Genomic DNA, 26,181 nt, shown 5'->3' on the forward strand with positions numbered 1-26,181 from the left:
GACATTTCTTCTGTATTGCTCTTTTGAGGATCTCCTCATCAGCTCAATAAAAAAGATGACCCCTGCTGAAATTCAGAAGTCATCGTTAAGTATAAGGAACAATTTTATTTCTTCTGTCCCTAAAATTTTATAAAGGTAATCGTAAATTTTGTATAGCTACTTCTCTCACTCTCCACTTTAATCAAGGCATGATGTGCTTCGATAATGGCTTTGACCAGCGCCAATCCAATCCCTGACGAGTCATGCTTCTTTGAACCTCTTGCTTTGTAAAATCGATCGAAAATATGCGGCAATTCCTCAGTTGCAATTCCTTCCCCAAAGTCTTGAATCACCAATTCTGTAAAGATCGGCGTATCTTTGACTTGAATCATGATTTTACTATCGGGTTTGGAATGCTCGATCGCATTCTTCAGCAGGTTTAACAAAGCTTCCTGCATCCATAGTTTATCGTGAACAACGATTATTTCCTCCGGGGCATCCCAGTCAATCGACATATGCTTATCACTGATCATGCTCGCCAAACGATCCAATACTTCCTCGATGGTCTCCACCAAATTTGCTGGTTCTTTATCAAATGATATGGCTCTGGCGTCGATTTTCGCTACCTTTAGCAAATTTTGAATCAAGACATTCATTCTGGAGATTTGAACTTCATTGTTCTGCAGTAGTTGAATTTGCTGCTGCCTGGGCAACTCTGCATTCAACATCATTTCATTGTAGATGGATATTGTGGAAAGAGGCGTTTTTAATTGATGGGAGATATCTTGCAGCATTTGTCCTAAAAACTCTTTCTCTTCCAGTAGATCCTGCATGCTTTTTCTAATAATATCTTTCATAGAACGAAAGGAAGCCGCTAGTTTGGCGAGATCCCCTTCTTTATTTTCATTGATGACAACCGAGTAATCCCCATCGATTATTTTTTTGGCTGCGGAAGTAAGTTGTCTAATTTTATGGAAGACCCTCTTATGCTGCATATAACTTGCCCCAAACAGCATCAATCCGAAACAAAGCAATCCCCAAATAATAAATTGATTATGGCTGAAAATATGTTGATTTAAAAGCGGAAAAAGCTCTGTTTCCAAATCTTCATATAATCCGTACTGCCTAAATATCTCTCTTCCTTTTTCCTGATACTCACTTGAATCAGAAGAGTGCATCGTTAAGACTTTCATAATTTCTGCTTCATTCTCGGGATTTAGTTCAACCAATCTAGCAGTAATTTCACCCCAGCTTGAAATGTAATCGCGTTTCAAATCATCATAAAACATTTGATGTGCAATAAACTGGTAAATGGTAAATAGAGATAACAGAACAGCCAGTATCGTTATATACCCTTTCCATTCGGTATTCTTCATCATCTTACTCTCTGTTCACATCCTTATTCCACCGATAACCCAATCCTCTTTGGGTGACGATAAACTGTGGATTCTTGGGGTCATCTTCAACCTTGTCTCTTAAACGCTTAATGTATACAGATAACGTGTTTTCATCAAAAAAAGCATCTTCTCCTTCCGATACTTTCATGAGGATCTCATCTCTTTTTAGAGCTTTATGAGGGTTCATCATGAAAGTTAGCAGAAGCTTATATTCTAGATTCGTTAATGGAATATTTTCATGATTTTTATAAGCCTTGATTAGGTTCGTATCGATTTTTACATTCTCAGACGCTAAGATCATGGGAGAAGTTTCCGACCGCCTTTGTTTGCGCATTTGCACTTTCACTCTGGACATGAGTTCCTTGACTCGAAAAGGTTTCGTTATATAATCGTCCCCACCAATATCCAGACCCATTACCACATTTGCTTCTTCATCCAGCGCGGTTAAGAAAATAATAACCGCTGACTCTTTTTGTTTTTTGAAATGCAGACATAAATCATAGCCGTTTCCATCTGGAAGGCCAATATCGAGGATAGTCAAATCAAAAGTATGATGATCAAACTCGTGTATCGCTTCTTTTACGCTAGAGGCTCTGACCACCTCATAACCTTCATTCTTCAATGAAAATTCGATGGCTAGACCGAGAGCTTCATCATCTTCAACAAGCAAAATTTTATTCAAGAAGTCCCCTCCTTTTGACCAATCCGAATAGCCCGACTATCAAATAGCCAGGCCTTTTTCTGTGAAAAACGTCTCAACGCTTTTCATAAAAAGTGGGTGTGACCGCTTGCGGTCAGCAAAACAGTCATGACCGTTTTTTATTATTGTTCCCTGATAATATCGATAATATTATCTTTTTGAATTTTTCTCAGTGGGATTAGAACCGCTAAAAAACTGATGAACAAAGCGGAAACAAATGTAATGATACAAGCTTCATAGGGGATCATCCATTCGATCCTCACGATACCAGAAACAGCCAAATAGATAATATAAGAAAGTATACAGCCGAAAAAGATCCCTTGCAAACTACCCGAAAAACCGTAAATCAGCGCTTCATAGATGATCATTTTTTTCAAATCCCTTTGTGACATGCCTATGGATTTTAACGCAGCCAATTCTTTTCGCCTGATGATAATGCTGATCGTAATCGTATTGAGGATATTGAGACTGCCAATCAAAGAAATGACCGCAATAAAACTATAGACCAGCACTTTTATTACCAGCTCTGAATCCCTCTTTACTTTATTCTCATCCATGTGATTCGCAATGGTACTGGAGTATTTGATTCCGACAGTCTGCTTGATGTCAGCAACAGTAGCAGAAGACTGAGTCGTATCCTTCAAATTGATTTCAAAACGGTAGTCCTGTTCCTTCACTTCGGATATATTTTCAAGCGACTTCAATCGCTCCAAAATTTGCTTTCTTTCTAAGGAAGAATCATCTTTATCCTGTTCCAGATAGATGGTCAGATCCGATGTAGCGGATAAATCTTTCACATATTTGGATGCAAAGGCGATATCCATCAAAGACGAGAAAGTAATAAACAATACGCTGGATATAATGATGGATAGAATCGTAATGGTATACCGATTTTTATTTCTTTTGACATTTTTCAAGGCCAGGCTCAAAGGAAAAGAGAACGGCTTTTTCAACACGTTTTTGTTATGTTTTTTGATCGCCTCTTTCTTAATAGATAACCTGCTGCTGATTGCCAGCAATGGGGATATTCTGCCAGCAAAAAAAGCCGGGTAATAACTGGACCCTAATACGGCCGTCAGGGTAATGATCGAACTGATGAATAAAATCTGCCAATCGATATGAAAAAAAGAAACACCTGCACCATCTTCTAAAAGGATCGAGAAAATGAATTGGAGAGCAGCAACCGCTAATATGCTGCATACTAGCCCAATCGGTATGGCGATGACAGCCATCACAGCTGCTTCTCTCATCACGATTTGTCTAATTTGCTTTCGTGTAGCACCGATGCTTCGGAGCAAGCCGAATTGCTTCATCCGCTCTACAACGCTGATTTGAAAAGCATTGTAAATCACAACAACCGTCGCGATCACAACAATACTGACGACGATGACGAGCATGGCGAAAATCGATTGGTTCGATCCCGGTTTCAAAACTTTGATCAATTCGTCATTGATCACAATATTCTCGTCTTCCGTAAGTGATTTTATTTCCTCTACAACCTCTTGAAAGTCCGCTTTCTCGTTTATTTCAAGTAAAATCCTGCCTTCGCCAATAGCAAAATCATGTTTATAGGTTAAGAAACGGCCCACTTTATTTTTCTGAGTGAACGCGCGATTATCCAGCAAACCAACCAGTTGATAGGTTTTACCATCCAATTCAAATGAATCGCCGATCTGAAGACCATTTTTTATAGAAGGAAGCGCCCATGAATCAACAGCTGCTTCCTGATCATTGGTTGGTAATTTACCATCAGCGAGGCTGTACGTTAAAAACTCCAAGGCACGATGATCGGCGAAATTCATTTGCACCGAAACTTCTCCAACTGGAACACTGTTGCCTTGAGACATCACACCAAACGATTCAATCTGGGGATTATATTTGATTTTATTTAATAACGCATTATCGTAATTGGAAATACCGACATGAAAAGAATGCCCGTTTATCTTTTTAATGTTCTCAATTTGGGAGATTTGTGATCCTTTCATAAAAAGGCCGATCGTGGAAATTAACGCTACAGAGAGTATGATTCCGACCAAGGTCAAAATGGTTCGTTTTATATTCCCTTTTAAATACTTGCTGCTTAATTGTTTATAACTGCTGATCAAAATCATTCACCCCCAGTCTTTTGGCTAATTCGCAGCAAGCCGTTGATCTGAAATGATCGCACCGTCTTCTATCGTAATAACACGGTCAGAAGCCGATGCAATAGTAAGATCGTGCGTAATCAATACGATGGTTTGATTGTATTTTTTTGCAGTCAATCTTAATAAATCCATGACTTCCTTCGTATTTCGCGTATCCAAATTACCTGTGGGTTCATCCGCCAGAATCAAATGCGGCCGATTAATTAAGGCCCTGCCGATGGAAACTCGTTGCTGTTGGCCGCCCGATAGTTCGGAAGGCAAGTGGTCTTTTCGTTCATGGAGCCCCAGGATTTCAATAATTTCATCCAAATACGTCATATCGATCGGTTCGTCGTCCAATAACATGGGCAACGCAATATTTTCCTGGACATTCAATACGGGAATCAAATTAAAGAACTGAAAAATAAACCCGACTTTTCTTCTTCTGAATATCGAAAGCTCATCATCTGTATAATCATAAAGATTATGGTCCCCAATAAATACTTGCCCTGAACTTGGCCGATCCAACCCTCCTAAAATATGCAGCAGTGTACTTTTTCCAGAGCCGGAAACACCTACGATTGAGACAAACTCTCCTTGCTGAATAGAAAGGTCAATCCCTTTTAACGCATCTACCCTGTTGTTGCCTTCCCCATAACTTTTTACTACATTTTCCATCCGTACAACTTCCATACAGCTCATCCTCTCATCACTCAAACTCAATCTTGTACATCTACAAAATTTACTTTGTCTGCGCTATCTGCATAAACGTTCCCGATTTCCTGTAAGACCTGGTTCACGTTATCTTTATTCTTATAATCGAAGCCGCCATTTCCAAACTGGATCAAGGAGAGCGTTGACTCTGCTTCAGTTAATTGGTTGTAAGTTTTGTCGTCAACAATAACAAGATCCGCTTGTGGTATATACCCGATCCACATTTGATGGTTCACATACGCTACAGGTACCATCTGACCGTTCAAATCGATTTGGTTATTCTTCATGTCTGCATCACTTAAAGAGTAAAACAGATTTTGACCATTCGATAATTCTTTGATGCTGGTAACAGGGTCTGTAATAATAGACGTGCTTTTTGGATCTTGTCTGGCTCTGAGAATCCCCTTCTTGACGAATTGCTCAGCTGTGGATCGATTCACAACCGAATACTTAATATCTCGGCTATCAAATTCTTGACCCGTTTCCTTCTGATCTTGCTCTGTCAATTTCGTGATTTTTGTTGTTGTAACCAATTTCAGTTTGTAGTCGCTTGTTTGTTTGGTGTTATCTTTATACAACTCTTTGACCTTATTCGTATCTTTCTCTGTGCCGATAACGAGAACTCCATTGACCGATTGCGATGGACCTTCTACATATCGTTTTACGCCAAACCCTATGCCTACAAAAAGAGCGATAACCAACACGAAACCTATTATTTTTTTCATCTGAACATCTCCTTGAAAATGATTTATGTCTGGATTATAGACGAGACTCTCATGCAAATGAATGACTCCTATCTAACGATTTCGCCCTCTCTCTTACATTTTAGTAAGAAATCAAATGAAAAGGCTGTCCCTCAGTCATTGTTCATGACTTTTGGGACAGCCTCTTTACATTCGTCTCAAAGATTAAACAGGAAGCGTCACTCTGTAACCTGGTTGGTTCTTAGGATGGTTTTGATTCACGAACACACCACGGTCATTTTTCAACACGATTACTTCAAAGAATGGACGGAAACGATCTTCCGAAATACCAAATGCAGTCAAGAACTTGCCAAACAGCTCTTGCTCTTCACGCTCAGGTTGGCCATCTGCCAGGGAGGAATCGATCAGGTTAACCAGGATGCACATTTTTTGAGCATCTGTGAGCAATGGAGTTACTTCGCCCAGGAATTTCTCGATAGAGTTATTGCGTGTATATTTCATTGCGTTTTCGAGCAACTGTCTGTTATTAGCACCTACACCAATCACGCCGTTGCTTTCTTCACCGCCTAATACAGCGAGCAATTGACCGATTTCCTCGTGGTCCATTTCTCCATCCGATTTCATCATGTAAAGCAAGGAGCATGCGAATCCAAAATGAGGGGTCATTTCTTCCCCTTTGTCTGTCTTAAACATATCAAACAAGCCCACGCAAAATACCTCCTATGTATGCCTAGATAGTATAATTTTACTATCCGCTGGATAATGTTAGCAACACTTGTCTGGGTAAGCAATTTTTCTGGAAAACAAGGAAAGGAAGTGCCAGCCTGCGCCGACACTTCCTTTTCTCGCTCTTATTTCAATTGTTGCACGTCATAGCCTTTTGCCCTCAAGTGATCGATAACCATGCCTTTCATCGAGAAGTGGGCAGCACCGACCACGACAAAAGAAGTCGTTTCCCCTTTTTTCTCCAACACTTCTGCGAGTTTAATAGCCATGTTTTTGTCTCGCTCACCGAGCAGACGCTGATTCACTTCGCCTTCACCGAAATCGCCATGCGTCGTCATGATCTGGGTAAATCCATTCAGATCGCCTTCTACCCATTCTGTCTGCATGTCTTTTAAGAGTTTTGTGCTTTCTTCCAGCCCTTTTTCGGCCATAACACTATCTAACATGATGTTCAATTCTTTCTCCTGCTGCTCTGCAGGAACACCTGACAGCAAGTCCGCTTGCAGCTTAATACCTTCCAGCTCGTTGATCGGCTTCTCATCCAGCATCGCCTTCGTCAGGAAGTACCTGTCGATGCCGGATAGCATTGCGAACTGAACATCCGTTTCGCCGTCCACGTAGCCAAGCGTTGGCACAGACAAGGAAACAGCAAACGGCTTGTAGGCGTCAAAAGAATTGGCTGGCAGTTGCAGCTTTGCAAGCAATTTTTGCACCTTTTGATACGTCTCAGCGGATACATGATCCTTCAGTGTCGTGCCATCGGTGTATACCATTTTTTGTGTCATATAATCAGTGTCACCGTTGATAATATCGGCTTCCACCCACAGTTCATCCGACTCTTCATACGCTTCCCGAATGTCTTTTTGCATCGGGTACATATCTGCGATCCCCATGTGAATCGAGCCAAGCAAGTACATGGTGTTTTTGCCGTTGGTCACTTTCCACATGAGACCTTCGGCACCGCCGCCTACCGTATCGTATGCGAACTCGACCAGTCGGCTGGCCATCACCGTTGCTTGTTCAACCGTGCTTGGCTGATTCAGCTCGAGACCAGCGCTTGTCCCTTTGACCAAGCCTTTTTTCTTCATGTAGTCAATCGGGTTATCCCCGGTCATTTCGAATGCTGCTGGCAGTTCGTAGTTCGCCATGAGTTTGTATAAAGAAGTAATGACTGCTTCTCTCGTAATGACCTTATCAGTCGGAAAGGATAAGGAAGCGTTCTTTTTCTTCAGTCCCAGAAGATCCAGCTTTTTCGCTGTCCCCTCCATCAAGGTAATAAATTTGTCAGCAGGAATTGATTGCTGAAAAGAACTCTCTTGATACCACTCCAACGGAAAAATTCCGTATTTCTCCCCTTCGTTCAGCGTTGTTACCGACCAAGGGCTGATTGGGAGAGCTGCGGGCGTCTGCCCGTGGACTGGAAGCACATACCCTAGCAAAAGCGCCAAACTGAGTGCACCTGTACCCGCCAAGCGAGTCAGCTTGCTCCAGCGTTTGTTTAGTTTCATGAAACTTTCTCCTCTCGATTCTAAGCTGAATGATTTTATGCCATTCTATCTTAGTGGTAGATTATACCACAATTTTCTGGAAGAGATAACCGAATGATAGAAAAGAATAGAAATGCGACCATTTTCACTATACATAAAAAGCATCGACATTGATCGTCGACGCTTTCGCAATGAATCCGCAAGTTATCGATTCGGTTTGGTCAAATACAGACGCATTGTTAGCGGAGCAAATATGACAATGAACAGAGATCGACAAAAAGGACTATTTTTGTTTGCTCTTAGCACCCCATACAGGGGATTCAGAGCAAAGTGCCTTATATCCCCATAGCTAAAAAGCAAGGGGTTTTACGGCACGAGTGATAATGCACGAATCCTGACATCATGTGTGTCAGGATTATAAAAAACTCACCCTCTTATTTTACAGGAGGGTGAGTCCTTTTTTGAAATCGTTATTGAACGGATGCTTCTTCAATTTCTTTATACGCCCAATGACCAGGTGCAACATCCGGCCATCTTTGCGGGCCGGCTTGGTTCTGCGGCACGCGATTCAGCACACGATTGAGAATAGTTACAGCTTCGGCACGAGTCAGCGCTTTCTCTGGCTGGAAGGTGCCGTCGGGATAACCTGTCATGTAGCCTTTGGCAACAACCGCTGCAATGATTGGAGATGACCAGTGATCTCCCCTCACATCAAAAAAGGCAGTGCCCCCTCCCGCACCTTGCAAGGCCTTGTACTTAAAGATGACCGCGGCTATTTCCGCTCGGGTAATGTTGGCCGATGGACGGAATGTGCCATCTGGGTAACCGCTCATCATACCCGCTGCACTTGCTTGATGAATCGAATTTACTGCCCAGTAGTTGTCGGCTACATCGAAGAACCTTCCCTTATTCGCAGAAGACTGGCTCACCATTCCAGCGTTCAGTAAAATGGCAGCCATCTCCGCACGTGTCACTGTACGATCCGGTTGAAACGTTCCGTCAGGATAGCCATTCATATAGCCACGTTGACTCTTGCTTTTTATATTGGTTGCAGGGAGAACCACTTTCTTATCTGCAGGGCTACCACCAGTGAAAAAGATGGTTGTCGGCGTGGTATAGGAACCCTTTCTACTGTCTTTATCCCGATCCCGGTCTCTGTCTCGATCATCATCCTCTAGATTTCTCCATGCTTTTCTCAAATCGTACAGAGCGTCATCTACTTCAGACTGCGTAGCATGTGGATCGTCAATGACATCCCACGCTTGTTCAAGCGCATCCTCCAATTTGCGCCAGCTCGATCTGGTGTAGTCGTCTTCATCCAAGTCTTTGTCCTCGATCTCTCTCGCTTTGGCCCTCAGCTCTCTTTTATAGACAGCGTCATCTTGTCTCTTCAAATCTTGTCTCGCTTTGATCAATTTCTCCAGGGCAACATCTACGACAATCTGGCTCGAATGCGGATCATCCAGCACAAAGTAAGCATTCCCTAGTCGATTCTGCAACTCTTTCCAACTATCCCTTGTGTAATCTTTTTCTTGCAGCTTTTCCACTGCAATTTCCTCTACTTTCGTTTGCAGTTTACTCTTGTCGATTGTACCTTCCTGCTTCTTCAGCCCTTCTCTTGCTAGGACTAACACGGACAAGGCACCATCGATTTCTGCTTGGGTGGTGTTTGACTTCGTCAGTACGACTTTTGCAGCATCCAACGCATACACCAGCTTGCTCCAGCTGTCGGGCGTATATTTTTCCTGGATTAAATTCTCGGCGTTAATTTCATTGACTTTTCCTTGTAAGTGACGAAGATCTACAGTGGATTCTACCGCGGCAGGTGTTTCCTCTTCACTTGCTGCTTGGCTTACAGGCACGAATATGGATGCTTGGAAGATCAAGCAAAAGAGGCTAAAGAAAACAAGACTCGTTACTGCTCTTGGAAAACGTCCCAATTCCCATCCTCCGTTCTTTATGATGACCCATCTGATCATCTTTTTCCAATCGTTTACATTATATGATGGAGACCGATCAGAGGATTCATATTTTTAGAGGCCAACAATCAAACAAAAAACCAAGTAGCCAATAGAGCAGCTGCTTGGTTTTTATTTTCTGGTGCTAAGCAGAAATAGGTTTTTCCGGGCGTTTCTTTGTCTGACCGGAGATTGAAAAATTCGTCCACATACGCAGTAGTCGTTCCACTGGGCCATAACGGAACCGCTTTAGATACAATGGGCTTATGAAAAGCTGTCCCACATAAATCACAATCGCTAATCCGCAGCCAGCCAATACCCCGATCCTTCCGAACCATCCGAGTCCATAGCCATAGAAGATCGTCGTACAAATGACGGTTTGCAAAAGGTAATTCGTTAAGGAGAGTTTACCCACGGCTTGAAATCTTGGCAGCCAAGTTGATTTCGTACTTCTGGAAAAGAACCAAACAAAGGTGAAAATGTAACCGATGGCAAGGATGGTCCCCCCCGATATCTCACCGACGCCACTCCACCAAGTTCCCGGCAGATACACATGCAGCACTTTTAACAAAAGTCCCGCTGGCAAGAAGATCAGCATGTTTCGGAGATACGAGGTTCGTTCTTCCTCTGGCTTCTCGAACCACCTGCGCTTCGCAGCATACATCCCAAAAAGGAACATGGGTGCGCTCATAAGCGGCGCCATCAACAATAAAGCAACCATCATGTATTCTGGCAAACCAAGCGGATCTTCACTGCTTCTGTGATGCACGATTTCCTCGTATGTGCCCGTGCCATAGACGGTCATGGTTTTGACGACATAAGCTTCCATACGGGCAGAATCGGTAATACCCGTAGGATCATTCGGATCATCTGGAGCAAGCCCCATTAAGCTGATGAGGCAGAGTAAGACAATCCCCCAAATGAGCAGAGTTTTCGGTTTACGGTTCATGAACAGCAACAGAAAGAAGCCCATCATGCCATAAAACCCCAAGATATCCCCTTCCCACAGGAAGTACGAATGAAGGAGACCAAGTCCGATCAGCATCAAAAATCTGCGGGTAAGGTAGCGTTTTTGCTTCAAACCTTTGGCAGCCAAGCTTTGCTGCATCTTGATCATGCCAAAACCAAACATGAAGGTAAATATCGGCATAAAGCTGCCTTCCACAAATATTTTCACAAGCTTATAAGCTGTCATTTCATAATCGGGGAGGGCGTATAAATCCATTTCTTGGCTTCCCCAAATCCCATACTGGAAAATCAGCATATTCGCCATCAAAATCCCTACTAAACTAAATCCCCGCAAGCCATCGATAATTCGGACGCGGTTCTGTTTTAGCTCCATGACTATCACCTCATGCCTGATTGTATCGAGCTAAGCTTAATGGCTTCTAAAGGGCACCTTATCGTTACCTTAATTTTACATCCCTTTTCTATTGTTTACCCAAACAAAGATAGATGACTTAATTTTGAATAGTATCGTAAACTCGTCCAATCGCTCCCCCATTGTCCAACATAATTTGAGGTATCAAAGTAAACAGGGGGGTGATATTATTGGCACGTATTCTCGATAAAGCAGCCGTTCAGCCACGCCGTAGATTCAACTTGGCAAATTCCTTTACCATCAGACGCTCGCCAGGAAGGTCTCTCCTCGCCACTATCCGAATCAGAATCCCATCTAGGCATTCCCAACCGAATCGTGTTGAATTAGTTGCTACGGTTGGTGTTCGGGGGATTACCGGTATTGCGCAAATCCTCTTCCGTATATTTCGTGATGGTAGAGAGATTTTCAACACCCTCCAAGGTATTGAATCTACTGGTTCTGAACAAAACTATGCTGTCACCTTCCAGGCAATCGATCGAAATGTACGAGCTGGTACCCATATTTACACAGTAACCGCAGAAAATCGAACGGCAAATACCAGAGCTGATGTTGTTGGGCCTGTTACGTTTAGTGGACTCGCAGTAAAAACGAGAACAAGAACCTGAATGCGTTAAAAAGCACCTGAATAAGGTGCTTTTTTTGCATATGCGCTGATTCTTTTTCCGAAAACTAGCAACAATTCTGTCGATCAAACGTACAACTCTTAGAAGATACATAATTTAACAATGTAATCGAGGTGTTAACAAGCATGGAAGCATCAATCTCAATTGTCACCTACCGCCCTGAGCTGGCCGCAGCGGTCGCAGATATGTGGAATGCCAGTCGAGATAGCTGGGGAGGCGGAAATTCGATTACGACAGCGGAACAAATTAGACAAGAAGAAGCAGCCTCTGACGCTATCACCGTCTATCTCGCTATGGAAGGTGAAACGGTCGTTGGTTATTGCAGCCTGGCCGAATATCGGGAAGATACCGGTGCACTCTACATCCCGTTGCTCAATGTACGTCCCGACTATCATGGAAAAAAAGTCGGCCGGATGCTGCTTTCATGCGCACTGGAGAAAACGATTGAGCTGGGCTGGCCGCGACTTGATCTGTATACGTGGGCAGGAAACACGAAGGCTGTTCCGTTGTATAAGAAGTTCGGCTTTTTCTGGGAAGACCGGGACGACGCCACCCATCTGATGAACATGATTCCTTCTGTGCTCCGTACCGAAGCGATCGCTCACTATTTTGAGGAGCTTGACTGGTATCAGGACTCCACGCGGGAGATCGTTGTAGAGCCAGATGGACGCAAGGAAAACGGCTTTGATTACTTCACATACTCCTGGGCAAAAGGAGAAAAGAGCTTACGCGTGGAGTTTGAGCGGCGGGGTCGAGGCCTGCGCCTCATCGAGACGGAGGATTATCTCGTGTCTGCCGAAGCAGAAAAGCTGGAGCTGGTCTTTGGACGGGAGTATCAAATTCACTACCGGATCGTCAACAAATCAGGCAAGCCGTTACAGATTTCGTTAAACGGGCAACCGAGTGACACGATCCGCTTTGATTATCAGCACGAGCTGGCTGTAACAGGTGAAACGACGCTGTCAGCTACCTTTTTTGTCGATCCAATCACAGAAGAGCAAAGCATCTGGCGCACGCATCCGCGTGTTTGTACCCAGCTACTGATCAACGGCAAGGCAGCGCTGTTCGAGGTAGGAATCCTTCCCAAGTTTCCTGCTACCCTTTCCTTGCATGTACCTGGCCTCTCCTATCCGGGACAGACAAAACTGTTTTATTTGGACGTGGAAAACAACTTTGCGGAAGAAGCGGAATTTTCATTCAAGCTGCCCGCTTGCTCATTTTTCAGCTTACAAGAGCACCTTCACATACTGAAACTGTCCGGCAAAGAGCGCATTTCGCTTCCACTTAACGCTGACCTGTATGAACACGGCTTTTACGAAGCCAACGTACAGGTGGAGGCAAAGCTCGCAGATGGCAGATCGGTTTCTTTTGCCAAAAAAATCGGAGCTGCCTTTACGGGACTTGGTGCGATGGTGTCGGGAGAAACGGAACAGGCTTGGCAAGTTCACCATGGCCGCCATACGCTCTACTTGAACAAAGAAGATAATGAGATGACCGTTGTCGGCGGGACAGGTGGGGCGCCAACCAACTTCCTCTATCCCAAGCTCGGCAAACCGTTTTCTAGCGAGTTCTCGAAGAAGCGTGCCGAGAATGTTGCGTTTATCGTGGAAAAGGGAGCAATCGGCATCCATGCAACGTATCGCTCCGGGGCATACCCACAAATTGCCCTGGTTAGCAAAACGCTCCTGTTCGGAGATGGTACCGTTGAACACGGATTGGAGATAGAAAACCACTCTGCTGACAAGCTGACTACTGAGCTTTGGCTTAACCAAGGATTTAGTCACAGTTTTCATCGCCCCATTGTGCCGTATCAAGGTCGTTATGTTGAAACACCATCCTCCTATGGCAGCGATATGGATTACTGGGATGCAGAGTTAGTCAGTGAAAACTGGCTATTTACACAGGATGAAACGGCCCCCTGGGGAATGTGCTGGCCTCCTGAATACCGTTTTGACATTCAAGGCTGGTATGTCACACTCGAAACCAATCTCGGCATGCTTGCTCCACATGAAAAAAAATCGTTTGGTCCCTTCCACTTCTCACATGGGGGCTATGCTGACTGGAAAGAGTTCCGTGCCTTTGCCCGTAAAGAACCTATGCCAGCAGACCTGACCTTGAGCTCTCATCTAGAGTTGAGCGCTAATGGGCAAAATCCTTTTGTCACAAGCAAGGAACTGGATGTACAGGTGAAAGAATACAAGCAACAATATTTGGACGGAGAACTGATCGCATCCCTTTTGAGCGAGTCAGCTTCCGAACAAGCGCAGAGCTTTACAGAAGATGAGGAAGAGACGGAATCTGGCTTCTCTTTCAAGACGCCGGAAAAACCATATGACCTCGTGCAAGTAGAGGGACGTTTTGCCACGCATGTGTCGCATTTGCAGAGCGCGATTTTCCCAATCGGTCAAGGCAAGGTCATACAGGAGCAAACAGTGGAAGAGGGACAGCAGGTCTATATCGCCGACAATGGACGCTTGCGGATCAAAGCCGCTCCAGATTTTGCTCCGACGCTCTACTCGCTTACAAGCAATGGGCAGGAGTGGCTGGACAGCGCCTTCCCTGAGCGGAAGCCGAAATCTTGGTGGAATCCGTGGACTGGTGGAATCGGCAACTATATGGAGGAGTTAAGCACATTTTCCCTGGTTAAGGAAGAGCGTACGGCTTCCTTTGTCGAGCTAATCGACAACAAGCAAAATGCGTGGCAGGGAATCAAGGTGAGCTACCATGTGAAAAAGCAGGAGAAGTATCGCGGGTTGACTTGCCATCAGTATTACTTGCTGCTGCCAGGAGTACCTGTCCTCTGTCATACAGTAGAGATCGAACAAAATACTGGAACGTACTTTGCTGGCAAAGAATTAGCCACTGACATCTTTTTGCAGCCAGGAACCGAGGACGAGGCGGTATGGCTGAAAACCGTTGGTACGAATGGTGAGGAGCTCAGCTACAAGCTGGCACAAGGTGAATTGGATGTCCTTGAAGTTTCCGATTATGTCCTCGGGCGAGCTTCCAGCAACGATCAGATGCATATCGTTACTGACCTCGATACTGCGGACCTCCAAGTATACGCAAACAAGGAAGTGGCCGTAGCTTCTGTCATACGCGAACTGAATCTGCCAAACAACAGCTCTACCTTTACTCCGCCTGTCTTTTTCCTGTTTGCCGACAACACGCTTCCTTCCAATGCCTTATCTGACTTACGGACGATACGCTTTGCCAAATAAGGGAGGGCTTCTAATGAAAATCATTGATGCGCACATGCATTTATCCCATATCGAGGAGTTCAAGCGGACAGCGGCGGAAAAGTCGTTTGTCGATTACTCCGTCGCTGGTCTCTTGCAAGAATATGCAGAGAATGGCGTGGTCCTTGGGATAGGCATGGGCTTGACAGAGACTCAGCCAGACGGCTTTCCCGATGTGGAAGCTGTCACTCCCATGGGACTAGACCTGACAGACGAGTTGCCGCCACAGTTCGTCTATTGTCTGGGAATCAACCCATTCAAGCTGGATGAAACGGCAGTGGCACGCTTGGAAGTTGACCTGCAAAAGCCCATCGTGGTCGGGTTGAAAATCTATCTGGGCTACTATCCCTTCTACGCCTATGATAGCGTCTACGATCCCGTCTATGCGCTCGCAGCCAAATATCAGGTACCTGTCGTCTTTCACACCGGCGATACGTACTCGGAGCGCGGGCTCTTAAAATACTCCCACCCTCTCACACTAGACGAGGTGGCTGTGAAACATCGAGACGTTCATTTCATGATGGCCCATTTTGGCGATCCGTGGGTACTCGATGGGGCAGAAGTCGTTTATAAAAACCGCAACATGTTTGCAGATCTCTCCGGCTTAATGGTCGGTGACGCAGCCAATTGCAAGCGACTCGCTGACTCCCCTCTCTTCTTCTCTCATCTGCGACACGCGATCACCTATTGTGATCATTACGACAAATTTTTGTTCGGGACAGACTGGCCGCTGGCGCCAGTGAAGCCGTATATCCAATTTGTACAGGAGCTAATCCCAGCGGAATATCACGAGGATGTGTTTTACAAGACAGCATTGAAGGTGTTTCCCAAAATCAAGCCGTTAGTTGAATAGACGATACAAATCCCATGTCTCTTCCCCTCGAAGAAGCATGGGATTTTTCTTGTCTGTGCCCTGTGCCCTCTTCCCCATTAATCTCCTCTCATTTGTTCAATAAAACTCCTTCTATTTGCGACAAAAAACGACAGTTTTCGTATTATGATAGAATATGCGAGTTTGCTTATACAACATCCGTAACGAACAACCATGAAGCTTTCGCTAGTAAAGATAGAACACGCATTTTAATGGGGGAGGACATGTTTCCTTGAAGAAAAAAATTGCCTGGGTTACAGACAGTACCGCACTCATACCTGATCACATCCTGGAAGAGCATGACATCTACGTCGTTCCACTGGAGATTATCTTTGAAGATGGCACTTTTGAAGACGGCATTGATTTAGCGCCTGAACAGCTTTATCAAAAAATTGTGCAGGCCAGTTATGCTCCCAAAACGTCACAGCCTTCCTTAGGAAAATTTGTGACACTCTACGAACGATTAAAGGAAGAGTATGAATGCGCGATTGCTGTCCACCTCTCCTCTGATCTGAGTGGGACCTACAATACTAGTGTAACGGCATCCAAGATGGTAGACTTCCCTGTCGAGCCGGTAGATTCCAAGCTGATGTCGTACCCGATTACCTCGATCATCTTAAACGGAATCGAGCAAGCCAAAGAAGGAAAAGGCTATCAGGAGATTGCGGCTTCCTTGCGTGAGGAATACAAAAAGTTTGAGAACTATATCCTGGTTGGCAGTCTCGACCAGTTTTACAAGGGCGGCCGAATGACCGGTTTGCAATATTTTATCGGCAATCTGCTTCAGATCAAGCCGATTTTCCAAATTAAAGATGGGCTGTTTGGAGTATATGAAAAGGTTCGTACCGAAGGCAAAGCGGTCAAGCGTATGCTGGAACAGTTGGAGAAAGCCAAGCAGACTTACACCGTGAAGCACGTGCAGATTTTGCATGGCAACGTCTTGGACAAAGCGCTGGAACTGAAAGAGAAAATTCAGAGCAAGTACTCCGATGTCGAGGTGTTGGTTGGACCGATCAGTTCCACGATTGGGGCGCATGCTGGGATGGGGACGCTGGCGTTGGCTTGGCGGAATGAATAAGAGTTAAATGGGGCAGTCTCACATGCCGATTTTTTCGGCAAAGAGCTGCCCCCTTTGACTTTTATTTTGGCACAATTTCATCATGTTCCAACCTTGATCACGACATTCCCCTTCTTCCGCCCTGTCTCCACATACCTATGTGCCTCCGATACTTGTTCCAGCGAATAACGTCTGTCAATCACCGCTTTTATCTGCCCTGCCTCCATTAACTCTTTTAAGAAATCCAAATCCTCCGTCCGCACCTTTGCAATCCCTTGCCCATCCACTGTCAGGAATATCCCGTTGGGCGACAGTGCTTTTACGCAATGGGACTTCCTTGCTTTCCCAACCGCATCAAATACAATGTCATAGCGCTCTTCTTTTTTCGTAAAATCTTCTTGCGTGTAATCGATGACGTTATCGGCTCCCAACGATTTCACCAAATCTAAATTGGCAGAACTACATACCGCTGTCACCTCAGCCCCAAAATACTTGGCAAGCTGTACCGCGGATGTCCCTACCGATCCAGAAGCCCCGTAGATCAGCACTTTTTGTCCCTTTTGAAGCTTTCCTTTTCGGAAAAAATGCAAGGCGGTCGTTCCCCCGAAAGGAATCGCGGTGGCTTCTTCATGTGTTACATTTGTCGGTTTTAACCCCACGATAGCGTTTTCCTTCAGACTGATGTACTCCGCATGCGCACCGCATCTCATCCCGCTTAAAGCATAGACGTGGTCGCCTTTTTTAAATCGTGTTACATGTTTTCCGATCGCTTCGACTTCCCCAGATAGCTCGACACCGAGAATAGGATTTCGCGGTTTTGTGAGACCGAGCACAAGGCGCATGGGAATCCAGAGCAAGAACGGACTTTGGAAGGCTCGTATTCTACAGTCTCCAGATGTAACTGTTGTTGCATGAACTTTTATCAGGATTTCATTATCCTTAGGTCTAGGCTTCTCTACTTCTCTTAGCTCCAAAACATCTGGTGATCCGTATTTCGTGCATACCACGGCTCTCATTGACATCCTCCTAACCTGCACTTTGCCATGAGTATAGCGGGAGCACGGTATTGCTATACAGATACTTAAGTATTGTTTTGAAATTTACAGCAAGCCCAACTGGCGAGCCCGTGCAACTGCTTCCGTACGCCGCTGTACCTGCAGCTTGTCAAAGATATTCCGGTTGTGCCCTTTCACCGTACTGAGTGCGAGGAACAGCTGCTGGGCAATGTCACGATTCGATAATCCTTTTTCGATGAGCTGCAAAATTTCAAGCTCTCGCTCACTAAGTGGCTCGATCAGGGAATCAACATGGTGGGGCAGATTCGAATTGCCTCCTTCCCTTTTCGGCTCTTCCTCTTTCCACTCCGCAAGTAGCTTTTCTCTATAACGTGGCATCGTTCCATAGACTTCCGCATCACACAATAACCTTTTCATCGGGATACCTTCGTCGACAAATGTACGAATGAAGCCACCCGGCTCCGCTATTACCAAAGCGTCTTTCAACATTTGCGCAGCTTTTGCTTGATCACCATGCGCATGCAGAACAACCGCGAGCAAAAGCATGATCTTGAGTCGTTCATCCTCTAACTGTTTTGCCTCTGCCTGCTCGAGTAATGGTTCGAGCACCGCAAGTGCTGCGGACGTATCTCCCTGTGCCAGAAGTACACGGGCTTGGAGCAGGGGAAGGTCGTGCTTCTGTGCCAATCGGGCTGCCGCTGTCAGGTTGTCCTGCTGAAGTAATAGAAGGACTTGTGCTTCGGCAATAGGAGGCATCTGCATGATAAAGCCATGCTTGCGAGCAACATGCTCAGCATTTGCAATCATGGCAGCCGCTCCACTAACGTCTCCTTGTGCTAGCTTCAGTCTAGTTAGAACCACCTGCGTTGCCACGACTCTGTCCGTTTGTTCCAGCTGACGTGCTAATTGAATGGACTGTTGACCATGATGCTCTGCTTTATGCAGATCGTTCCATTCATAAAAAATCCGGGCCAAGCCTAGATGCGCTTCACAAGCAGCTGGTAAGGGAGGAGAACCAGCCAATTTTCGTACATGCTGATAAGTCTCAGCCGCCATATGGAGCTGATTATCTGCCTCTTGTAGCTTCGCTAGTCCAATCGTGGCCATCATGGTGATCACGACATGGCCAATCTTCTCACTGTTCGATAATGCCTCCTGGTAAGCCTTGCTGGCTGCGATACGATTCCCTTGAAGGTGATAAGCATATCCCAGCGACCAAGTAGTGGCTGTGCGAACTGGCAAGTTGTCAGGATGCAGGTACTCTAAAGCTCGCTTGGCCTCGGCCATGATGTCCTCTGATTGATGCTTGCTCACAGCCAATGTGGCACGTATAGCAGCGATATGCCCAAGAGTATCTTTGGACCTGGCATCTTGTTTCAAACCTTGCAGTGCTTTTTCGGCGGCTACCAATTTCGGTTCAACGCCAGTCACTTGACCAGTCATCAGCAAAGCAGAGGCGTACATCACCCACAGCGCGGGCCTTGCGTCCAACTCCTCGTGTGATAACGACTCCAGCCAGTTCCGTACAGGGATTACCCCTCCACGAAAGAGCAGCGGCATCCTCTCTCCCTCCACCAGTCGCGCTGCTCGTGATGTATCATTGGCGGCCACTGCATGGTGAAAAGCTTCCATCTCCAGACCATTGTCTTCATACCAAATGCTTGCTCGGGTATGTAATTCTGCGAGAATACATTCGTCCTCTCCTGTTGTCGATGAAAAACGCTGATGGAGCCTCTGCCGTAGTAAATCAGCAAAAAGATGGTGATAGCGGTACCAACGCCGCTCGCTGTCCAGCGGAACGATAAACAAATTGGCTCGTTCGAGGAATTCTAACGTTTCCTGGCCTGAACCTGAATCGATACCACTTTCGCCAAAAATGGCGTCACAAAGAGGACCGGACAATCGGGCGAGGATGGATGTATGCAGCAAGAATGCTTGAATGCTTGCAGATTGCTGGGTAAGTACTTCTTCCACCAGATAGTCGAGGATAAAATGGTGACTGCCGGAAAAAGATCGAAGGTAGGTTGCGACATCTATTTGTTCTTTCATGGAAAGAGCCGCTAACTGTAGACCGGCAATCCAGCCTTCTGTGCGGGCTTCGAGCAGAGCGATGTTTTCCGGTGATAGCTCTAAACCCATCACTGTCTCCAGAAATTCTGCTGCTTCCGAATAGGTAAAGCGCAAATCGGACGCGCGTACTTCATTCAATTGGTTCCGCACCCGTAACCGAGCGATAGGCAGACGCGGTTCCTCACGGGTCGCAATCACCAGATGTATTTGTGGTGGCATGCGTTCAAGCAGGAATGAGATGGCATCATCGAGTGGCCCCGTTTTCAATACGTGGTAATCATCGAAGACTAGAACAAAAGGGTTGGGTACTGCGATTATTTCATGAAGCAGAGTCGTGATCATCGATTCGAGTGGTAGAGGTTGAGGGGAATGGAGCAAAGGAAATATGCCCGCTCCAATATTCGGGTCAATGTTTTGCAGAGCTGTGAAGAGATATGTAAGAAAACACGCAGGGTCATTATCCCCTTCATCCATGGAAATCCAGGCGAAGGGGCGATCACCGCTGGCGAGCCATTCACTGACAAGTGTCGTTTTCCCGGAGCCTGCTGGTGCTGAAATGACCGTCAGTTTACGGTTTAGCCCCTCGTTTAACTGCTCGATCAGTCGATGACGGGTAACAGTCTTCAACCGTGGCGGGGGCATATACAGTTTGGTGGTTACAATTGGAATTGTCATAAAGAAATTATAAGGATCGCCGTCTCTAAGCGTCAACTCCGCCGACTTTGTGATTTCCTCTCTGCTTTTTTCAAGTTGCTCGCTACTCGGTATTGGACGATTTTCCTGATCAGATCATAAGGTAAAGGCTGATTGATCGGAAATGGCAATGTTCCTTTCGACTTGTGATAATCCTTCACTTCCTCTTTGAACTCCTTATTCCGCTTGAATGCCTTTATTATCTCCTAAACGTGCATGACACAAAAAAACACGCCGAGCTGGCGTGTTTTCGTTTTAGTGGCAAGGATGCTATTTCGTTATACGTTTTCCAATAGCCTCCACGAGCTCCCTCGTTGTCTTCGGAAGATTGGATTTTAGAATGGAATTGATCATGGGGCCCTTCACACCATGGGCGGTGATATCCAGACACCCCGTCATTTTCGTCCGCGCCTCACCCAGTGCCTTCGCTTTGAAATAACCCTCTCCGGTAAAATTCCCGCTGATCCCTGTCAGGTTGAACCTCACCTCAGTTGGCGGAGTCCATTCAGTGATATCCACTTGCAGGCAGATCGTTTTCTTCATGATGCCGATTTCGCCTGTAAACGTCCAAGCGACACGACGTTCATTGATAACCTCGTGGCTGATGTAGCCAGGTACCAGTGGAACCCAATTCTCCACTATACTCACAAACTGCCATACCGCCCCGATGGGCAGGTTCAGCTCCACATCATGTATTCCTTGAGGCATGATTTGCTCATTCCTTCCCCCAGTGTTCTTTGGTATCTTGTTATGTTTATTGTCGGAACACGGGAGATATTTCAGGAATATGGCGAGTTAATCCCACCAAAAAAACCACACATCCTGTTTCATCAAATAATCGGCATAATGCCCTAAGGAAGGAAACTCATCTAAGACGTACTGACAAAAGATGAAATGCTCTTGTGCCAGCTTTAGGGCCTCCTGGTAGGTCTGTGGTCTTGAACCGGCTTGAAAAATCCAAGCGTCCTCTGTCACAGCGAGAATCTTGATCCCATACACCTCCTGCCAGTGCTTTACGATAACGGACTGGTAAACGGGCAATGGGCATTCATTAAAGCCCCCCATTGGAATCCACAACGGCGCTTCATAACCAGATGCTAGCGGCAATTCCAGGACAATCAAGGCGTCATCCTCTAATCGATCCTGTACCCATTCTTCACTGATTTGAAAGGACTCCGTCTCTGTTTCACTTAGTTGTTCATCGATTAGCTCCTGGCCTTCCCATATCAGAGAATATGCCCGATAGATATCTTCAAAGTTCTTTCCATCCAAATTTTGTAGCTCGGATGAAATGTCTGTATACAAAAGTCGAGATTTTACAATTCGCCGAAAGACATCCTCTACGGATAAGCGATGAACTTCCTCTAGCTGGTTATGTACATAATCAGAGAGTGATCCTTCTTCGTCTACCGCTTCTTCTATCATCTCTAGTATATTATAGCTAGGCAGGACCAAGATTCTGTGCTTATCTACCTTTGTAGCAGGTATCGTGAAATCCTCCGCAGCAACCACTTCTATGTCACATTTCTTTAGGTAATTCGACAACTCTTCTACCATCGTCACACCTCTTTTTTGTTGTTTTGTTCAAATCATAGGATTACTCCTCTATTTTACTTCAATTTCCATATACAGTGGAAATGAACAAAAAGCAAAAAGAAAAATGCTTGGATTCCCAAGCATTTATGATTTGGCAAGAAACTGTTCCGTAAAGATTTTCAGCAAATATTCGAGTGTGATCGGATCACTGTATGTGGAAGCTTCCGTGTCAATCTCAATGATGCGATTTTGTTTGACAGCCGGAACGTTTTTCCATGTCGCGGATTGCAAGAAATCATTGGTACTACCATTTCTTCTGCTGAGGATGAGGTAATCACCAGCATAATCAGGAATCGCTTCCAACGATAGCTTATAGTAACCAGGACTTACTTTGTCTGGCATGTTTAAGTCCATCGCTTGATAGAGGATTTCCGTACCACGCGCCCAGTTATTTCCGAAAACATAAAAATCTTTCGTGTCATACTCGAAGACAGATACCGTTACCTTTTCACCGATTTTCGCTTTAATTTGTTCACCGGCTGTTTTTGCACGGCTCTTGAAATCATCTATCCACGTCTGGGCTTCCTTTTCCTTGTTCAACAGCTTGCCAATCTCCAACTGCTGCGACAAATAATCCAGTTTGCCCCACGTAAACACGACAGTCGGCGCAATTTTGCTAAGCTGATCAAGATTTTTCATTTCTGATCCCGCCACAATCAGATCAGGTTTCAGAGCAAGGATTTTCTCCAAATCTGCATCCGATACGACTTCCACATCTTTTAATTTTTCTGTAAAAAGCGGATTTTGCTTCGTCCATTGATCGACTCCGACTAGTGTACCCTCCATCGATACAATATTCGGGGCATTTGTAAGTCCGATGATTCGTTTCGGTTGTGCCGGAACCTCGACAGGTCCTTTTTCCGATTGGTAAATTACCGTTCCCTCTTTCGTTTCGTTTCCTGCCTCTGGTGACTGTGGCTGTACAGGTTGAGCTTGTTGAGACCCACAAGCGCTAAGCAAGAGCATGAACATGAGAATGACAGGGATGAATGCTTTTTTCATGGTAAGCGATCTCCTTACTCCTGATACTAATCTCGTGAAATTGATTATCAATCGCAATTACTCACCTACTATAGTAATTTCTCTTCTACTTGTCAATATTGGAAACTTGACGGGGTTTTGCCTTCGCTAATTTGCTCAGCACATGAAAAAAGAGATAGTTCATCCCTTTTGCTTGATACGTAGTCTGATTGAAGCTCCCGATCAGATATACCTCCATATTGGGAAAATAAAGCATGTAGCTGCCACTCGCCCCTAAGTGACCCCATCCCGTATACTTTTGCGTGAACGGAAGAAAACGCATCCGCATGAGTCCATAGCCATAATCCATGCCGATCCGCATGTTGTTCCACTGCTGCATGATCTCGAGCGTTTCTTTTTTGATCATCTGATTTTGGACGAGTGCTTTCATGAAACGCAGCTGATCTTCCATTGTACTTACGGTTTGCCCTCCCGCGTAAAAACTGCTGAAGCTGCGGTAGTTTTCTACGTTTATTTTTATCCTGTCCAAATGTAGATGGGCTACCGGATGCTCACTTTTGCTGACGGGATTGGAATACTGAGATAAATAAGAGTGATTCATTTGAAGGGGGGTAAATATGTAGTCATGGAGAACTTCGTGGTAGGGTTTGGCAGTAACCTTTTCAATCACGAGCCCTAACAGATTGTACCCTGTGTCTGTATAATGAACGCGTTTCCCGGGCTCAAAGTGCGGCTGTAAGTGCTTTTTCGACCATTGTATGGTTTCTTGCGAAGTCCAATAGCGTGAGGAATCCTCCAGCATCTCTTCTAGGAATCCTTTCCCTCGCTTCGGCTTTTCTTCAAAGAAATCTGGTAATCCAGAAGTATTGTTGAGTAAATGCTTGATCTGAATTTCGTTTGTGTAATCTTTTCCTTTCCAGATGTGGAGATCTTTTCGAATCTCAGTCGGTAAATAGTTGGCAATGGGGTCGTCAAACGTAACGAGACCTTTTTCTGCTAGGATCGATACGATAACAGCGGTAAAAGCCTTGCCCACACTAGCCGTGTGATAGGGTTGATTCGGGTTGGCTGTCCCCCCATCAGTATTGCCAGCCGCTATTGGCCAGTGGATATCCAGCTTATCGGAATGGATTAACAAATAGACATTGTGCAGTTGTGGATCAGAAGCTACTTTGGCCTTCAGGTTGCTCTCTATTTCACTCCTTATGATTTCATTGCTCATTTGTCTCCCTCCCACCTCATTTACCAGCAAGGACTTATGCGCCCGCTACTGATAAGCTATGTGCATTCTCTTGCCAATTATGAGCATAGGAATGAATAAGCTCGGTATCGAATAACAATACCGAGCTTTCTTCCAAAATACTCTACGAATTTCTCCTTACTCTTTATCTATACTTTTCGCATAGGTTGGATAACTAACAAAGGTAAAGAAAAAAATTGGCCAATTTAGAAGTAGCACTATTTGCGGAAATCTCGAGTTAGTTTCCGCATGCCATGATAACCGACTATATTCTTTGAAGAATGAAAAAACACAGATCAGGAATTAACGATTCACTGGCCTATAAAGTGAGTGAGTGGTACTAATTCTTTAATTTGGGTGGTCCTATGAGAAAAAAATTGCAAATTTACATATCGTCTACTTACTACGATCTTATTGAGGAAAGACATACCGCTGTTGAAGCCGTACTTCAAGCCGGTCATATCCCTGCTGGAATCGAGCAATTTTTCAAGGAAAGTCCAATGAAAATTAGGAAGAGATGGATCGATGAGTCCGATGTATATATCCTGATTCTCGGAGGATTCTATGGTTTAACGCTTCCTGATGAATCCAAGAATTATACACAGTGGGAATATGAGTATGCCAGAGAAGCAGGCAAACCTAGATTTGCTTTTGTTGTCACAGATGAAGCGCTAAGACAAAAGCCGTACGACTTCGCAGCAATTGAGTACTATCAGAAGTTTCAAGAGTTTAAGCAATCTGTCATGGAACAAATTCCTACTTATTATGTTGAAGATGTACGGCACATTAAAATGGTACTTCGTGATCAATTGCCGGAGTATGCAGCAAGAGACGATTTGTACGGCTGGTTTTCCGGCAAGGATGTCCCGGACGTTCATAAGCTGTTGGAAGAGAATGCAAGATTAAAGGCGGAGTTGGAGAAAAAGAAATGAAAGAGGGGCTGGCACAACCAGCCCCTTTCTTCCGTCTTCCATTAATATTCTAATGGTCCTCGCCAGCTTAGTGTTCTGCCTGGCAAACTTAAACGCCAACCATCTTTATTTGTAATGACCCATCACCATATTCAAAGGATCGTTATCACAAACGATGCAACTTATACCAGCTCATCTGCGATCATTTTTGCCTTTTCCGCAAGCTCTCTCATATCATCGGCCGGAACAAGCTCGGCTAATTCGTAAGCCAGCGGATCACGGGAAAACTTATACAATTCAACCCGAAGCAGGTTCCTTTTTTCTTCAGAGGCATCTATATAAAGTTTGCACGGATGCCTTTCCTCATCCAAATCATGCAAATCGACATAGCCTGATTTTTGAGACTCCAACACAATGGCTGAAAGATCGATTAGAGCTGAGCAGGCAATATCAAGTTCGGCTCGAAACATGCCGTTAGCATTTTTTATATCAAATCCAATACTTCCGCCGTTTTTCAAGTCTCCCTCGGAAAGCAGAACATCCAGACCCAAGTCCTTTAAAATCTGATTGAGCGTCACATCCGTTGCGTCCAATTGTTCCAAATAGTCTATCAATGCCAGTGAATCATCGGAACCGCCAATTAAATCTCCCCACCATTTGCTTATGTACATGTTCTTCTCCCCCTTTCTTTTATGCATTGTAATTATCCATTAAG

21 protein-coding genes are annotated in these 26,181 nt (G+C 45.0%); 5 read left to right on the top strand and 16 right to left on the bottom strand.

Features of this window, described 5'->3' with window-relative positions; all coding sequences use genetic code 11:
* Positions 1-119 precede the first annotated feature (119 nt).
* The 9 genes from POF51_RS19225 to POF51_RS19265 all read right to left on the bottom strand — a co-directional run bounded on the left by POF51_RS19225 (position 120) and on the right by POF51_RS19265 (position 11,130).
* Positions 120-1,355, bottom strand: coding sequence for a HAMP domain-containing sensor histidine kinase (locus POF51_RS19225; RefSeq protein WP_069846583.1), 1,236 nt, complete (start codon positions 1,353-1,355; stop codon positions 120-122).
* Positions 1,356-1,359: 4 nt separating this feature from the next.
* Positions 1,360-2,058: a response regulator transcription factor gene (locus POF51_RS19230; RefSeq protein WP_069845893.1), complete on the bottom strand. Its 699-nt coding sequence runs from the start codon at positions 2,056-2,058 to the stop codon at positions 1,360-1,362.
* A gap of 140 nt (positions 2,059-2,198) precedes the next feature.
* Positions 2,199-4,181 carry an ABC transporter permease gene (locus tag POF51_RS19235; protein WP_069846586.1) on the bottom strand — a complete coding sequence of 661 codons (1,983 nt, stop codon included), beginning with the start codon at positions 4,179-4,181 and terminating at the stop codon, positions 2,199-2,201.
* Between the two features lie 24 nt (positions 4,182-4,205).
* Positions 4,206-4,892: an ABC transporter ATP-binding protein gene (locus POF51_RS19240; protein ID WP_017250832.1), complete on the bottom strand. Its 687-nt coding sequence runs from the start codon at positions 4,890-4,892 to the stop codon at positions 4,206-4,208.
* A gap of 26 nt (positions 4,893-4,918) precedes the next feature.
* Positions 4,919-5,638, bottom strand: a complete 720-nt coding sequence (locus tag POF51_RS19245) for a lipoprotein BA_5634 family protein (RefSeq protein WP_069845895.1) — start codon at positions 5,636-5,638, stop codon at positions 4,919-4,921.
* Between the two features lie 183 nt (positions 5,639-5,821).
* Entirely contained in the window at positions 5,822-6,325 is a 504-nt protein-coding gene (locus tag POF51_RS19250) for a tellurite resistance TerB family protein (RefSeq protein WP_017250830.1), read from the bottom strand.
* A gap of 143 nt (positions 6,326-6,468) precedes the next feature.
* Complete coding sequence (locus POF51_RS19255) at positions 6,469-7,851, bottom strand: TraB/GumN family protein (RefSeq protein WP_069845899.1); 1,383 nt, start codon at positions 7,849-7,851, stop codon at positions 6,469-6,471.
* Positions 7,852-8,300: 449 nt separating this feature from the next.
* The gene (locus tag POF51_RS19260; RefSeq protein WP_271755919.1) at positions 8,301-9,770 is read right to left on the bottom strand and encodes an S-layer homology domain-containing protein; all 1,470 of its coding nucleotides are present in this window, start codon (positions 9,768-9,770) and stop codon (positions 8,301-8,303) included.
* A gap of 163 nt (positions 9,771-9,933) precedes the next feature.
* On the bottom strand, positions 9,934-11,130 hold the full coding sequence (locus POF51_RS19265) for a DUF418 domain-containing protein (protein ID WP_069845903.1): 1,197 nt from the start codon (positions 11,128-11,130) through the stop codon (positions 9,934-9,936).
* A gap of 209 nt (positions 11,131-11,339) precedes the next feature.
* On the opposite strand from POF51_RS19265, the gene POF51_RS19270 reads away from it, so the two are divergent.
* The 4 genes from POF51_RS19270 (at position 11,340) to POF51_RS19285 (ending at position 16,980) form a co-directional block, all read left to right on the top strand.
* Positions 11,340-11,774, top strand: a complete 435-nt coding sequence (locus tag POF51_RS19270; protein WP_069845905.1) for an exosporium protein C — start codon at positions 11,340-11,342, stop codon at positions 11,772-11,774.
* Positions 11,775-11,917: 143 nt separating this feature from the next.
* Positions 11,918-15,013: a GNAT family N-acetyltransferase gene (locus POF51_RS19275; protein WP_271755921.1), complete on the top strand. Its 3,096-nt coding sequence runs from the start codon at positions 11,918-11,920 to the stop codon at positions 15,011-15,013.
* A gap of 13 nt (positions 15,014-15,026) precedes the next feature.
* On the top strand, positions 15,027-15,884 hold the full coding sequence (locus POF51_RS19280) for an amidohydrolase family protein (protein WP_069845910.1): 858 nt from the start codon (positions 15,027-15,029) through the stop codon (positions 15,882-15,884).
* Positions 15,885-16,134: 250 nt separating this feature from the next.
* On the top strand, positions 16,135-16,980 hold the full coding sequence (locus POF51_RS19285) for a DegV family protein (RefSeq protein WP_069845912.1): 846 nt from the start codon (positions 16,135-16,137) through the stop codon (positions 16,978-16,980).
* A gap of 80 nt (positions 16,981-17,060) precedes the next feature.
* Here POF51_RS19285 and POF51_RS19290 read toward each other — a convergent pair whose 3' ends face one another.
* The 6 genes from POF51_RS19290 to POF51_RS19315 form a co-directional block, all read right to left on the bottom strand.
* Positions 17,061-17,975, bottom strand: coding sequence for an NAD(P)-dependent alcohol dehydrogenase (locus POF51_RS19290; protein ID WP_069845913.1), 915 nt, complete (start codon positions 17,973-17,975; stop codon positions 17,061-17,063).
* A gap of 84 nt (positions 17,976-18,059) precedes the next feature.
* On the bottom strand, positions 18,060-20,720 hold the full coding sequence (locus POF51_RS19295; RefSeq protein WP_271755923.1) for a LuxR C-terminal-related transcriptional regulator: 2,661 nt from the start codon (positions 20,718-20,720) through the stop codon (positions 18,060-18,062).
* A gap of 288 nt (positions 20,721-21,008) precedes the next feature.
* Positions 21,009-21,446: a CoxG family protein gene (locus tag POF51_RS19300; protein WP_069845915.1), complete on the bottom strand. Its 438-nt coding sequence runs from the start codon at positions 21,444-21,446 to the stop codon at positions 21,009-21,011.
* Between the two features lie 87 nt (positions 21,447-21,533).
* Positions 21,534-22,295, bottom strand: coding sequence for a DUF4253 domain-containing protein (locus POF51_RS19305; RefSeq protein WP_069845917.1), 762 nt, complete (start codon positions 22,293-22,295; stop codon positions 21,534-21,536).
* A 123-nt stretch (positions 22,296-22,418) separates the two neighbouring features.
* Positions 22,419-23,336: an iron-hydroxamate ABC transporter substrate-binding protein gene (locus POF51_RS19310; protein ID WP_271755924.1), complete on the bottom strand. Its 918-nt coding sequence runs from the start codon at positions 23,334-23,336 to the stop codon at positions 22,419-22,421.
* A gap of 85 nt (positions 23,337-23,421) precedes the next feature.
* Positions 23,422-24,537, bottom strand: coding sequence for a serine hydrolase domain-containing protein (locus tag POF51_RS19315; protein WP_069845922.1), 1,116 nt, complete (start codon positions 24,535-24,537; stop codon positions 23,422-23,424).
* A gap of 383 nt (positions 24,538-24,920) precedes the next feature.
* Between POF51_RS19315 and POF51_RS19320 the strand changes: the two genes are divergently transcribed.
* Complete coding sequence (locus POF51_RS19320; RefSeq protein ID WP_271755925.1) at positions 24,921-25,487, top strand: DUF4062 domain-containing protein; 567 nt, start codon at positions 24,921-24,923, stop codon at positions 25,485-25,487.
* 161 nt (positions 25,488-25,648) lie between these two features.
* Here the strand turns inward: POF51_RS19320 and POF51_RS19325 are convergent, their stop codons facing one another.
* A complete protein-coding gene (locus POF51_RS19325) occupies positions 25,649-26,137 on the bottom strand; it encodes an imm68 putative immunity domain-containing protein (protein WP_271755926.1) in 489 nt (162 codons plus the stop codon).
* Between the last annotated feature and the right edge of the window lie 44 nt (positions 26,138-26,181).

The organism is Brevibacillus sp. AG (assembly GCF_028369215.1).
Lineage (GTDB): Bacteria > Bacillota > Bacilli > Brevibacillales > Brevibacillaceae > Brevibacillus > Brevibacillus porteri.

Coding starts and splice junctions, on each gene's coding strand:
- POF51_RS19280 (WP_069845910.1), top strand. CDS start 15,027: ATGAAAATCATTGATGCGCACATGCATTTATCCCATATCGAGGAGTTC.
- POF51_RS19290 (WP_069845913.1), bottom strand. CDS start 17,975: ATGAGAGCCGTGGTATGCACGAAATACGGATCACCAGATGTTTTGGAG.
- POF51_RS19315 (WP_069845922.1), bottom strand. CDS start 24,537: ATGAGCAATGAAATCATAAGGAGTGAAATAGAGAGCAACCTGAAGGCC.
- POF51_RS19305 (WP_069845917.1), bottom strand. CDS start 22,295: ATGGTAGAAGAGTTGTCGAATTACCTAAAGAAATGTGACATAGAAGTG.
- POF51_RS19310 (WP_271755924.1), bottom strand. CDS start 23,336: ATGAAAAAAGCATTCATCCCTGTCATTCTCATGTTCATGCTCTTGCTT.
- POF51_RS19295 (WP_271755923.1), bottom strand. CDS start 20,720: ATGACAATTCCAATTGTAACCACCAAACTGTATATGCCCCCGCCACGG.
- POF51_RS19275 (WP_271755921.1), top strand. CDS start 11,918: ATGGAAGCATCAATCTCAATTGTCACCTACCGCCCTGAGCTGGCCGCA.
- POF51_RS19255 (WP_069845899.1), bottom strand. CDS start 7,851: ATGAAACTAAACAAACGCTGGAGCAAGCTGACTCGCTTGGCGGGTACA.
- POF51_RS19300 (WP_069845915.1), bottom strand. CDS start 21,446: ATGCCTCAAGGAATACATGATGTGGAGCTGAACCTGCCCATCGGGGCG.
- POF51_RS19245 (WP_069845895.1), bottom strand. CDS start 5,638: ATGAAAAAAATAATAGGTTTCGTGTTGGTTATCGCTCTTTTTGTAGGC.
- POF51_RS19325 (WP_271755926.1), bottom strand. CDS start 26,137: ATGTACATAAGCAAATGGTGGGGAGATTTAATTGGCGGTTCCGATGAT.
- POF51_RS19225 (WP_069846583.1), bottom strand. CDS start 1,355: ATGAAGAATACCGAATGGAAAGGGTATATAACGATACTGGCTGTTCTG.
- POF51_RS19320 (WP_271755925.1), top strand. CDS start 24,921: ATGAGAAAAAAATTGCAAATTTACATATCGTCTACTTACTACGATCTT.
- POF51_RS19240 (WP_017250832.1), bottom strand. CDS start 4,892: ATGGAAGTTGTACGGATGGAAAATGTAGTAAAAAGTTATGGGGAAGGC.
- POF51_RS19265 (WP_069845903.1), bottom strand. CDS start 11,130: ATGGAGCTAAAACAGAACCGCGTCCGAATTATCGATGGCTTGCGGGGA.